Annotated in this window: 12 protein-coding genes; 9 read left to right on the top strand and 3 right to left on the bottom strand. The window is 58.8% G+C overall.

Annotated features, from left to right (window positions below):
- Positions 1-4: 4 nt before the first annotated feature.
- The 8 genes from VG146_17500 (at position 5) to VG146_17535 (ending at position 8,620) form a co-directional block, all read left to right on the top strand.
- On the top strand, positions 5-901 hold the full coding sequence (locus VG146_17500; protein HEV2394151.1) for an FkbM family methyltransferase: 897 nt from the start codon (positions 5-7) through the stop codon (positions 899-901).
- A 5-nt stretch (positions 902-906) separates the two neighbouring features.
- Positions 907-1,755, top strand: coding sequence for a glycosyltransferase family 2 protein (locus VG146_17505; protein HEV2394152.1), 849 nt, complete (start codon positions 907-909; stop codon positions 1,753-1,755).
- A 326-nt stretch (positions 1,756-2,081) separates the two neighbouring features.
- Complete coding sequence (locus VG146_17510; GenBank protein ID HEV2394153.1) at positions 2,082-2,822, top strand: hypothetical protein; 741 nt, start codon at positions 2,082-2,084, stop codon at positions 2,820-2,822.
- Entirely contained in the window at positions 2,819-3,682 is an 864-nt protein-coding gene (locus VG146_17515; GenBank protein ID HEV2394154.1) for a glycosyltransferase family 2 protein, read from the top strand. Before VG146_17510 ends, VG146_17515 begins: the two co-directional genes overlap by 4 nt.
- Before the next feature lie 88 nt (positions 3,683-3,770).
- Positions 3,771-4,895, top strand: a complete 1,125-nt coding sequence (locus tag VG146_17520) for a glycosyltransferase (protein HEV2394155.1) — start codon at positions 3,771-3,773, stop codon at positions 4,893-4,895.
- Positions 4,896-4,899: 4 nt separating this feature from the next.
- Positions 4,900-6,333: a hypothetical protein gene (locus VG146_17525; protein HEV2394156.1), complete on the top strand. Its 1,434-nt coding sequence runs from the start codon at positions 4,900-4,902 to the stop codon at positions 6,331-6,333.
- Positions 6,334-6,399: 66 nt separating this feature from the next.
- Positions 6,400-7,611 (top strand): glycosyltransferase family 4 protein, encoded by a 1,212-nt coding sequence (locus tag VG146_17530; GenBank protein HEV2394157.1) that lies wholly within the window; start codon positions 6,400-6,402, stop codon positions 7,609-7,611.
- Positions 7,612-7,624: 13 nt separating this feature from the next.
- On the top strand, positions 7,625-8,620 hold the full coding sequence (locus VG146_17535) for a glycosyltransferase family 1 protein (GenBank protein HEV2394158.1): 996 nt from the start codon (positions 7,625-7,627) through the stop codon (positions 8,618-8,620).
- A gap of 853 nt (positions 8,621-9,473) precedes the next feature.
- Here VG146_17535 and VG146_17540 read toward each other — a convergent pair.
- The gene (locus tag VG146_17540; protein ID HEV2394159.1) at positions 9,474-10,445 is read right to left on the bottom strand and encodes a LamG domain-containing protein; all 972 of its coding nucleotides are present in this window, start codon (positions 10,443-10,445) and stop codon (positions 9,474-9,476) included.
- 129 nt (positions 10,446-10,574) lie between these two features.
- Between VG146_17540 and VG146_17545 the strand changes: the two genes are divergently transcribed.
- Positions 10,575-10,808 (top strand): helix-turn-helix transcriptional regulator, encoded by a 234-nt coding sequence (locus VG146_17545; GenBank protein HEV2394160.1) that lies wholly within the window; start codon positions 10,575-10,577, stop codon positions 10,806-10,808.
- 381 nt (positions 10,809-11,189) lie between these two features.
- On the opposite strand, the gene VG146_17550 is transcribed toward VG146_17545, so the two are convergent.
- Together VG146_17550 and VG146_17555 are read right to left on the bottom strand one after the other, a co-directional pair.
- On the bottom strand, positions 11,190-11,330 hold the full coding sequence (locus tag VG146_17550) for an LPXTG cell wall anchor domain-containing protein (GenBank protein HEV2394161.1): 141 nt from the start codon (positions 11,328-11,330) through the stop codon (positions 11,190-11,192).
- Positions 11,331-11,664: 334 nt separating this feature from the next.
- Positions 11,665-12,015 carry a hypothetical protein gene (locus VG146_17555; GenBank protein ID HEV2394162.1) on the bottom strand — a complete coding sequence of 117 codons (351 nt, stop codon included), beginning with the start codon at positions 12,013-12,015 and terminating at the stop codon, positions 11,665-11,667.
- Positions 12,016-12,132 lie beyond the last annotated feature (117 nt).

Below are 12,132 nucleotides of genomic sequence, written 5' to 3' on the forward strand. Positions count from 1 at the left end.
GCGCATGCTCGATTTATTTGGAAACCTCCTCCGCCTCACTCCGGCGTTTCGCGGGAAATGGAGGCTCGTCCGGCTTTGGGAGAAAACCTTGAACACTCCTGCGCAACGGCTGGCGCGACTCCCTGGTGGTGGACGACTCTTGGTGAACCTCTCGGTTCCATTCGAACGAATGATTTGGCTCGAACAGGAGGAATGGTCTGGCCTGATGCTTCTGCGAAAGATTCTGCAGCCCGGCGATACCTTCGTTGATGTCGGCGCGAATCTCGGCACCTGGACCATAACGGCCGCAACTGCAATGAAAGGCTCGGGCCAAGTGCTCGCCATCGAGCCCAACCCACCAATAGCACGGCGGCTTCAACAAAACGTGAAGCTCAACGGCGTCGAGGGACACACCGCTGTCCTGACGGCTGCCCTGTCAAACGCCAGCGGACAGGTCTGGCTGGACCCGAAATGCGAACACAATCTTTCAACCATCACAGCCAAGCCTGGCCGCGCCTGTATTCAAGTGCCAGCTTATCGTCTCAGCGACGCGCTCGAGGCTTGCGGCATTCGCGGCACACCAACCGGCATCAAGGTCGATGCGGAGGGCCACGAACCCGCCATCATCGACGGTTTAGAAAAGGAACTGACAACGGCCTGGCCATGGCTGATCATCGAGTTCAACACCGCATTTCTCAGTTCAAATCGATTAGGGGCTTGGGAGGTTTATAGCCGCCTCACGGCCCTGGATTACCAGGCATTCGCTTTTACCTCTGATCGGTTGGACCCCCTCGGCCCGCATTGGCAACTCGATGGCTATGCCAATCTGCTGTTCGCCAGGCAATCAACCCACCTTCAACAATTTCACAGGTTCATGAAAATCCAGACGACCCGAACATGCCAGAACCGCTGTTATCCATAGCGCTTGTGACGCGGAATCGCCCGACCTCTTTGCGGCGTTGTTTGGAAAGTTTCCATCGCCAGTCCCTCGCGCCCATTGAGATAGTCATCTCGGATGATTCCCAGGCTGAATGCGCAACAGCGACCCTGGCCCTTGCGAGCGCCTTTGGATGCCGATATACGCGAGGGCCTCGCAAAGGCCTCTATGCCAATCGCAACCATGCTGCCCTCTGTTGCAGAGGAACACACATTCTTACCGCCGATGACGACCACGAGCATCCTCCCGATTACCTCGAAAAAGTTCATCGAGCCCTAACGGCCCAGTTCGAAACCGTCTGGTCCATGGGCGAGGTCTATAACCGGGCAAATTTGCAATGCGGCGGCCCTTGGCATGGACCGGGTCAGATATGCGCCAATGGCGCCCTGGTTGCTATTACCGCGAACGGCAACTCGGGTTGTTGGGCCATAGCGGATGGCGCCACGGTTTACCCGAAAAAAATCTTCGCTTCCGGGTTGCGCTTCTTCGACGCCTGCCGCTTTGGCGACAGCTATAAGGAATTTGGATGTTTGCTTCACTGGCTTGGGATTCCGGTCCGGCCCTTAACGACGACGGGCGTTCTCCATCACATGAACGAAGTCGGGCGCTCATTCCTGTGGGATGAACAAGAGCGCGCTGCGCAAATATTTGCTATGCTCATGTTCTCTTTTGTGTACCAGCCCAAACCACAAAACCAGGCGGCAACCCTTGCCCATTTGCTGCGTCATTCGCTGCTTTGCCCGGGCCAAGTGTGGTCTTCGCTGAGTACCGCCCTGCGGTGGGTAACGCAGCGTCGAAAACAGGTTCTTCGGTGGAAGCAACAACACTTATACAAATAGCTCCCCGCTTGCCTCCTGCCATCTGCGGTGCGGGCGATTATGCCACCCTCCTGGCTCGACAACTCCGGCAGTTTCACCAGATCAATACGCAATTCGTGGCTTTGGAAAGCGAAGCCCCACAAGTGCTGCCCCGGGATGGGTTCAGTGTTCGAAGACCCGCTTCCGAGCCTGGCACAAGTTTGGGCAGATTGCTTCCGGTAGATGCGTCCGTCTCTGTTCTCCTTCACTATTCGGGTTATGGCTATCAAAGACGAGGGTGTCCCATTTGGCTGCTGAGCGCGCTGAAAGCTTGGCGGTTGGCAAACCCAAACCAACGCCTGTGTATTATGTTCCACGAACTTTATGCCTCAGGCCCGCCGTGGCGGAGCGCTTTCTGGCTGCGCCCCATCCAAAGTTGCCTTGCGAGACGGCTTTTGAAACTGGCTTCCCACTGCTTCACCAACCTGTGTGAAAGCGCCGCGACTCTCAAAAAAATGGTCGCGCCCCGTAAACCATGCATCACGATCCTGCCTGTGTTTTCGAATATTGGAGAGCCGAACCACCTGCCTGCTTGGGACCAGCGCCGGCCCTCGATGGTCATTTTCGGCAGCGCCGGGTGGCGTCAGGAGGTCTATAGCCGCCATTTTCTGAGTCTCCAAAGGGCGTGCCGCCAATGGGCGATTAGCGAGTTGATCGATATCGGGCCTGGCGCCGTGCAGATTCCGCCCTCATCCCTTCGAATCTCAATCAAAGGGTTTTTGCCTGCCGAGGAAGTGAGCCGCCAGATGATGGCTGCGCGCGCCGGTTTTTTTACCTGCCCGGTAGCGTGCCTGGCCAAGTCGGGCATCTTAGCAGCCTATGCCGCCCATGGGCTGTTGCCGGCAACCCATCGAACCAACAATGGCCAAAGCGCGGACCGTCTGCGCGAAGGGGAACATTTTTTAAGCGCGGATTCGACTAAAATGGCGCCGCCGCAGGAGGTTTCAAGAAACGCGTTCAGTTGGTACCAGGGTCATCGGCTGGCAGTCCAAGCGGAGGAGTACGCGATGCGGCTTTTCCCGGCCAAATCTCCAATTTCATCACCTTGAAGGCGCAGGCTTTCATCTTGCACTGGAATCGGCCAGAGAGTTGCGCCGAGACAGTCCGGCTCTTCCTGCAGTGCCCAGGATTGGCCGTTGGGGTTTTGGACAATGGCTCGCACGAGGGACATTTAGCCAAGTTAAAGACACTGCTTGGGCCGATTGTTGAAATCATGCCGCTCGGCTCAAACCTGGGCTGGGGCGCTGGCCTGAATCGGGGCTTGAAGCGCTGGCTGGAGAACGATCGAACACCGTTCTGCTTTGTTTCGGCCGACGACGCGCGGCCCGCCCTGGGAGCCCTGGAAAAACTCTTATCAGCCATGGAGGCGCACGGCGAACTCGGCGTGTTATGCCCGCAATACGATGTAGCCCAGATCGGCGTCTTCAGCCCTATCCGTGGTCCGAGATTAATGCCAAGCCAGGCGGGTAGGAACGGAACGATTCACCAGGCGGACTTCGCCCATGGGACTTTGACTCTCTTTCGCAGGGAATGCCTGATGCAGATCGGGCTCTTCGACGAAAGCTATTTTGCGTATGGGGACGAGATGGAACTCTCGTTGCGGGCAAAACGGGCTGGGTGGGCGGTTGGCCTGCTCCGAGGCGCAGCGGTGAGGAACCCTGAAACAAAAGTGGCGGCGGACGTAGTGCAGTACCTGTCTTCGAGGAACTCACTGCAGCTAGCCGCCAGGTACGGCGGGGGTGGCCAGGCAATCATCCGCGCCTTGCTGATGCTCCTCAATTCAGGACGGATGCTCTGTCTGCCCAAATCCTGGCGCAACCGGAACTGCCTGCCCATACCCAGGCTTGCAGCCGTTCGAGATTATTTTCTGGGGCGGACGGGGCCACCGCCGAATTTCCTCATTATTTAATACAAAACCTCAACCACACGACCGCCAATACAAGACGGCACGCTAGTGTGTCGGGCTGCGGTAGTCCTCTACCGCTTTAAATTCCTGTGTGAGGATACTGCTTCAGACTGCATTTTCTCCCAGCATCGGTGGGATTGAAACGCTCTCGATGCTCCTGGCAACGGAATGGCACCGCGCTGGGGTATCGGTTTCAGTATGCACTCCTATCAAGGGCCTGAACCATGGCCCGGAGGTCTTCCCTTTTCCAGTGCACAGGCGCCCTACGCCAATGAAGCTCTTGCGTCTCTCACGCACCGCCGATCTGGTCGTGCAAATGAATATTAGTCTGCGGAGGCTATGGCCCATGACATGTTGCCGAACGCCCTGGATTGCGGTGCACCATGGGCCTTATTCAACACCCGGCAACGAGCAACGCGGCTGGCGCGACAAACTAAAGCTTCTTTGTGCGGGCACCGCGAGTGCCAACATTTGCCCCAGCGGCTATATTGCGCGCAAAATCGGTCTCTCCTGCCATGTCATACCCAATGCGTACGATGCGAGCATTTTTTGGTCTCCTCAGGATGCAACTGAGCAGCGAGCAGGCGATTTGGCCTTTGTGGGGCGGTTGGTTTGCGAGAAAGGCCTCCGCGTTCTGCTCGATGCTTTGGCCATTTTAAAGCCCTCAGCCCAGCCACGCCTGACAATTATAGGCGACGGTTCGGAACGGAAGGCCCTCGAACAGCAGTCGCGGCATCTTGGGCTGGCTTCAGTCGATTTCGTGGGCGCCAAACCGCCGGCAGAAGTGGCCCAACTCCTGCAAACTCATCGAATTCTCGTAGTCCCTTCGTTGTCAGAAGAACCCTTTGGAATTGTTGCTCTCGAAGGCGCCGCCTGCGGGTGTGTCGTGCTGGGGTCCAATGGGGGTGGGTTGCCCGAGGCCATCGGCACCACAGGCGCCACCTTTCAGCGCGGCGATGCGGCCGATTTGGCAGCAAAGCTGGCCCTTCTGCTCGCGCACCGCGCCGAATGGGTCCATTACCGTGAAGCCGCAGCGGCGCACCTGGCCAGGCATCAGCCGGCCCGGGTTGCGGCGCAGTATCTGGATGTGTTCCGAATTGTCCTTGGCCCTCTGGCATCGCTCGGCGCGAAGCGTCGTGGACTGCGCCAGTCCTCTGGCGCTTTTCCCCAGATTGCCCCGATGCCGGACCCACCCAACCCACGCCTTTGTTTCTGATTTCATGGAATCGAACTGGACCCCAGCTCCTGACGCGCGCGTTTCAGGATTCAGGCCTGTCTCGAGCCGGTGTCCCAAGCGCGCTATTGCCTGGCCCGGCTGGGCATCGCTTTGGCTCCTGAGCGGATTGGCCCTCGCCGTCCTGGAGGGCGCAGTCCGCAAATGGGGGTTGGGAGGCGCTCATGGCTTGGGGAGTTATGCGGTCTATTTTTCAAAAGACCTCATGTTCGCCGCTCTGGTTTGTTTGCCGGCATCGCGGGGAGCGTCGAGAGCCACCCGGCAGTTTGGCTCCTGGCTTGGCTGGGGCGCCGGCTTGGTCATCACCGGGGCAGCGCTGAGTTCGCTGGTGACGGTAAATCCGGTCGGCGCCCTCCTGACGTTGCGCTCGGCGATTGTCCTGCCGCTTTTGGCGTGGTGGGCTGCTTCGCGCGTTTCGAGAGCGGCACTGCGCCGGGTGCTTTGGAGCTTGGTCGCTTTCGCAATCCTCAATTGCAGCTTGGGCATGGTTCAAAACAAACTCCCTCCCGGCCACCCATTAAATCGCTACGCGGCGGAGTCGCTGGAAATTGTTGCCGAAGGCTCAGGCGTCAGAGCGACGGGGACATTCGCCTACATCACAGGGCTGGGTGTGATGGGGTCGGTGGGGATTTGGACAGGGCTGGCGCTACTGAGTATTGGGCGGAAGCGATGGGAGCAAATTGCCGGGCTGGCAGGCATTGCCGCCGGTTTTGGCTGCGGGCTGGCCTCCATCTCGCGCGGCCCCGTACTGACGGGAGCAGGAATGGTGGTGGGTTGGATTTTCCTGGGGCGCCCGCGTGGGAGGGTGCTACTGGGCCTGATCACAGCGCTCTTGCTGGCTGCTGGAACAGGCGTGGTCATCGGCGCCTGGCCTGCGGTCGAAGGCTTGTGGCAGGGCGTCGAGGAGCGACAGGAACATGCAACCGACACCTTGCGCGAGCGGATTTTCGGACATGCAAGTGAGGTTATTTCCGCGCTCAGACAAGCGCCGCTGGGACGCGGCTTTGGGACCGAACAAATGGGCGGGTCCTTTTACGCCACCGGTGAGATGAATTTCAAAGAGTATGAAGGCCAATTCCCCCGCATGGTGATGGAAACGGGCGCAGCGGGTTTAGCGGGGTTTGTGTTGGTCTGCGCCGGGGCATTAATCGCGTTAGACCGGGCACGCCGGGCCGCCGGCGCAGTGAAAGGACGCGGCGAGAGGCGCTCGGGAAGGAGGGGCAAGGTTGCTATAGGCTCGGAAGGCGATTGGGGTGGCGTGTTGGCTGCCACGGAATTTTTGTTACTAAGCCTCTTCTGCGGCAACGTACTTTATAACCACACGGCGTCGGCTTTTGCCTGGATGATATTCGCAGCGGTGCTGGGCGCGAGCACATCGCAGGAAAGGGAGTCCCCCAGTATGTTTTTCCCCGCTCTTTGAGCCCTCTGCGGTTGTAGCGCATGTGGCAGACTCTTCTGTAGCTTCAACCTTTCGGGGTTTTACTAAATGGGCGTAGTTTTTATCGCGCCGGTCATTCCGTTGGATGTGGCGATGATGGCGGCGGCGTTGGAACGGGCAGGCTGGCTGGACCGCCTTGTCACGCGGTGGTGTTTTACCGGTAGCGGGTGGGCGAGGGCGAGGCGATTCCGGTGTCCCGAGCGGTGGTTGCGCCGGCCACAGGCCCCCGTCGGCCGCGAGCATTTGTTGCGTGTGCCGCTGGCGGACGTGCGGCAGAAAGGAGCCGCTTGGTTTGGAGGCGGCCAGATTAAGGCCCTGGATAAATCGTTTGCGCGGGTGGACCAGGCGGGGGCAAAGCTGGTAACCGGCCAGACAGGGGCGGTGCTGGCGCGGGAGGACTCGTGCATTGAGAGCTTTCACCAAGCCGCTGAGTGGGGGCGTCCACGGCTCTACCAGTTGCCTAGCGCGCACTGCGCCACGGTGGAACGCTTGATAAGACGTGAGGCGGTTGAATTTCCCGAGGCATTTGACCGGGGCGAAATGGAAGCGGAATTCGCGCCTGCCCGGCTGCAACGGAAGTCAGAGGAACTCGACCTGGCCACCTGGGTGCTGTGTCCCTCGAATTTCGCAGCAAACAGCGTGCGGGCGGCCGGCGCGGCCGCAGAGAGAATCTGCACATTGCCTTTGGGAAGTGATACACGGTGGAGCCCCGTGGCAACAGTCGAACGGGGTCCGGTGTTCCTTTGCGTCGGCAAAGTCTGCGCGCGTAAAGGTATCCACCGGGTCTTGCGCGTATGGAAGAAACTCGGGGCCTGGCGCACCCACCGGCTGCGGCTGATCGGTGAGCTTGGCTTGCCGCACCGATTCCTTGCCGAGTTCAGCGGGTGCTTCGAGCATGTCGCCCGGGTGGCCCGCGAAGCATTGCCCATCGAATATAGTCGCGCCCAGGCGCTCGTGTTTAATCCGGTTGCAGACGGTTTTGGCCATGTGTTTGCCGAAGCGATGGCCTGCGGCGCCCCCGTGCTGGCCAGCCGCAATTGCGGCGCGCCCGACCTGGTGACCGATGGCGTGGAAGGCCGGTTGTTCGATTACGGCGACGACGAGCAACTTGGGGCGACTCTCGATTGGGCCCTGACCCACCCGCGCGAGCTGGGTCTAATGGGCGCCGGCGCCCGGCGCCGCGCTCTCACCTGGGGTTGGGAGCAATTCAGCAGAGGGTTTTTAGAGTGGTTGGAACCGCTGATAAACCTCGGCAGGTAAAAAATTAGCGGCCATGCGTGTCATCCATTTCCAACGCCGGCCCGCCGATGGCCAGGTGAGCATCGAGCGCGTGTTCAACCAACTCCGGGCCGCCATGCCGGCGGGCATCCATTGCAGCGCGCATATTAGCCCCTGCTTCAGCCGGGGCATCCTGCCGCGCCTGGCCAACATCCTCGACGCCCGAGCCCACTGCGCCCAACTCAATCATATCGTGGGCGATTCCCATTACCTCGCCCTCGCCCTCGACCCAACCCGCACCATCCTCACCGTCCACGACTGCGCACCCCTCCTTCGGCTCCGCGGACCAAAACGCTTCCTCGTCCGGTGGTTCTGGTTCGAACTTCCACTGCGCCGCGCCGCCATCGTCACCGCCATCTCCGACGCCACCCGGCGCGAACTCGCCCGCCTTCTGCCCCGCATCCGCCGCCCCGTGCGCGTGGTCCATAACTGCCTGCCGACCCATTTCCGCCCGGAGCCTAAGCCCTTCAACCAACACGACCCGTTGCTCCTGCAGGTCGGCACCGCCCCCAACAAAAACCTCGAACGCCTCATCCTGGCCATGGCCGGACTGCCTTGCCGCTTGCGCATCATCGGCAAGCTGGGTCCACAACACCTGCGCCTGTTGCGCAGCCATGCCATCCAATACGACAACCTGCCTCGCGCCACCGAGGCCGAACTCATCGAGTCCTACCGGCAATCCGATGCGGTGCTCTTCGCCTCGACTTACGAAGGGTTCGGGCTGCCCATCCTGGAAGCCAACGCCATTGGGCGCCCGGTCCTCACCGGCAATTGCCTGTCCATGCCGGAAGTGGCCGGTCCCGCGGCCTGCCTGGTGGACCCCTACGATGCGGGCTCGATCCGCCAGGGCCTTGTGCGCATCATCTCGGATTCGCAATACCGCCAGCGCCTGGTCGGCGCCGGATTCCAAAACGTCAAGCGGTTTTCACCCAAAAGCATCGCGGCCCAATACGCCGCCATATACCGCGAGTTGCAGGGAAACGTGGCATGAGTTGAAAGCGGAAAGGGGGAAAGCAGAAAGCAGAAAGGGGAAAGGGCGCTTGTGGGTGAGCGGTGGGCGCGGGTGAAGGGTGGGTGAGATTCAGGCCGCTATCGAGAAGGCGGAGGGGATTTTAGAATTTTGATTTTAGATTTTCGATTGGGGACAGATGGGGAAGGCGGAAAGGGGAAAGCAGATTAAACCGCGGAATACGCGGAAAGGGGGAAAGGGGGAAAGGGGAAGTGGAAAGCAGGAGAGCAGGAAAGGGCGGGCCGATTCTTAAGGGCGAATGAACGCCAATGGACGCGAATAGATCATGCCAGGCGCAGGGCTGCCTTGGATAATCTGGCCGACAGAGGGGAATCCGGGGGAGTGGATTCTGAACGAGCCGTCGAATGGGAATCTGTTGATGCTGGCGCTGAACGAGAGAACTGAGCGATGCGGGCCGCCCACAACTCCCCAATGGGCAATGGAGGTGGCGCGCCCGCATTCGCTCCAGTGATTTTGTTAGCCGCCTTCAATTCGTGAGATGTTTGACTAGCGCCTGACAGAATTCGTTTATGATTTCTTCGCCATGCCGTATCTCGGCCGTCTTACCCTGGGGAATATTCTTGTCCCGAAAGAAGCCGCCACCGACGTATTTGAACCGAAAGTCCTTCTTCGTCCTTTCAACGAGTTCCTTCAGATCTTGGGTGCTGATATCACCAAGCCGAAAATGTGACCAGAGACAGAAACGGCCGTATAGTGGGCAAGGGCAATCAGACGCTGCGGGCGCTCGGACAGAGAGAGCCGCGGGAATGATGAACCCCGCCGGCCTCTGTGACCGGCACGGCGGCGATTGCTGATTACTTTTCAGTTCCGCCCGCTATGGTGCCACTTGGAGCCGGAAGAAAAGTTGGTTCCAGTTGTCCACGTCCCAATACTGCGGATAAACCATGCTGGTGTTGGTGGCTGTGAACGCCGAGCCTTGGTTGGTCCATGTGCTCAAATCCGCCGACACCTGTAATTGGTAGTTGGTCGTAGGGGTGAGATTGGAGAATGTCGGCTTGACTGCCTTCATCAAATCCACCCGTGGCCCGGACTCATACACATATAACTGCTGGACTTCGGAAGCCGAAAGGGCACGGTTGTAAATGCGAACATCGTTAATGGCGCCGAGGAAACCAGTCTGATTACTAGCGGTTTGAGCAACAGGGGCCCCGATTACAAGGGGAAAGGGACCTGCACTCACCGTGAATGGAGTAACAATAACCGATGCTGCCACAACCCCGTTCGTATAGAACTTACAGAGACCATTCCCCCCATCGGCGATAGCGACCATATGATACCACTGATTGTGACTCACCGAGGTTGCGCCAGCTTCTGGCATCCACTGTGCGTAGTTGGCGGTCCACTGGGGGGCGATTATATCGGGGCCCTGCCACCAGACTGACCAAGCACGATAGGACCAGTCCATAGAAACCGGCTGTTTCCAAGCTTTATCCAGCAAGCACCCTACCCACTGGGTATCTCCGAAGCAATCAAACCACAGGCTCACGGTTACGGCGTTGGTGATGTCAAGCGATGGTGAGTCGGCGACCTGAACGGACGAGTTAAGGGCACCTGTGAAAATCGCCGCCAGCCGGTTGCTCACAGTTGCGAAGGTGACGTTTTGTGCTGTCCCGTTGTTCCCATGTCCGCTCGCATCGTTCGCATTCCCGTTGAATGGATAATACGCCACCAGACCGTTGGTGAGAAAGGATTGAGCTTGAACTTGAGCGGCAAAAGCCGCCGCGATTGTGAGAGTTCCAAGCAGTATTCTAGCCATTCCCGACAGCTTGCCATTCATATTTTTCATTCGTTATTTTCAATTTTATTCCACACCGCCGCCATTAGAGCAGCAGTTGCGGTGCCATCCATAGCGGCGTCCAGACTATTGTCTGTGTTCGGGAATTATCGCTCCGGCAAAATGGCGTGAATGCGGAAAATGGACAGGTCCACGGCCTTTGCAGTGGTGTTAAGGACACACCGGCAGGCCAAAGGCATTTCCCAAGAGCTTTTAGCCGAGAAGGCCGATATTCACCCCACCCATGTCGGCCTCATTGAAAGGTCGCTCCGCAACCCAAGCCTTAATGTCGCCAAGGCCATCGCGAGTGCCCTCGGTTTGTCGCTGGCGGACATGATTGCCGAAGCTGAACGAATTCAAGGAAAGGGAGCCTGACGGGAGGCACCACTCGCCCCCCGCTAGAATGTGATGGGCAACGGGTTCAGCCTGCCTTTGTATTCTGGCGCGCCAACGCTGACCCACAACCAAAAAGGCCAGCCTGTTTGTTCAGAAAAGCGGGGGGCGGGCAGATTATCTGGCGTCAGCCGTTCTGTCGTTCGGCGCGTTGAGGGTGCCGATTTGCTCCGGTTTGGGTCTTGGCGCAGGTTTGGAGGGAAAGAGGGGAAACGGTCAAAGGTCCATTCCAGCCCCTATTTTCAAGGGTTTTGAGCGAAAATAATACGTTGTCAATTATGCTCAGGCAGGGCGGGCCAAGCGCGTCCGGTATGAAACAGGGATGTAATCCCGCCCTTGCCTGGAGCGCCTTGTTCGGCTCCCTCATGGTTTCTTACGCTTTCGCGCCAACACCACTAGCACGACCAGAGCGACAAGCGCCAGCCCAATCGTGACGGCAGCCGCGCCCTTATCGAACTGAAACGACCAAATGAAGTCGGTGTGGGTCTGGACATTCGTGTTCATGTTGCCGAACACGTAAGCTCAGGCGCGCCGGGCGGCTGAACCAATAAGGCTGCGGAGGCGACGACCGGCGCGGCCTGGAGCGATTGGTTAAGTGTTCGAGAGCGCTTGCCCGCCGCCATGTCGTCGGCAATCAAGACAGCCAGTATAACAAACGCCAAAAAGCTAGCGCGGCGAAATCGAGGCGTTCCGATAACGAGGGTGATGATTGGAAAGATGGCCAGCGCTAAATACCAGGGCCAACGTCCGCCTGGGGAGGAGATGACAAGTCTTGAGCAAAAAAGTAAGACTATAAATGCGATCAGAGAAATCCTGGAAATCCATGCATTCATACAACTTAACGAAAACGCTCAGTGGCGCGGCGGCTGAAGTTCGGGAATCCAAACACGACGGACTCGGCGCGTCCACTGCAGCAAGAGTTGGACTGTTGTGCAATCACGAGTACTGGCAAATAGCCGAAGCGGATTACCTGCAAGTCGGTCCGGGATGGGGAGAGCCGACGCCGATAAATCAGTAGCGACGCTCCGGCCCAGAATGCCAATAGCGCGACACCGCAAACCTGGGCAACTTGCCCGCCGTCCAAAATCATGAGGCTGAGCAGCCCAATGATGGCCTGAATTGCGAGCGCCTCAAAAACAGGGTTGTCGTAATCCTTCGAAATTGGGACGACTTGCCGGAATAGTTTCACAAGGGCGAGCTTTTGATTATGCAACGGGCAGTCGCATATTGCGGCGGGGGTGGCTGCGTTCTTCTTGTTGTAAGGCGTTCATAATCAGCCCTGACTGCGGCACTATAAACGCGCGGT

The sequence above is a fragment of the Verrucomicrobiia bacterium genome (assembly GCA_035946615.1).
Lineage (GTDB): Bacteria > Verrucomicrobiota > Verrucomicrobiia > Limisphaerales > UBA8199 > DASYZB01.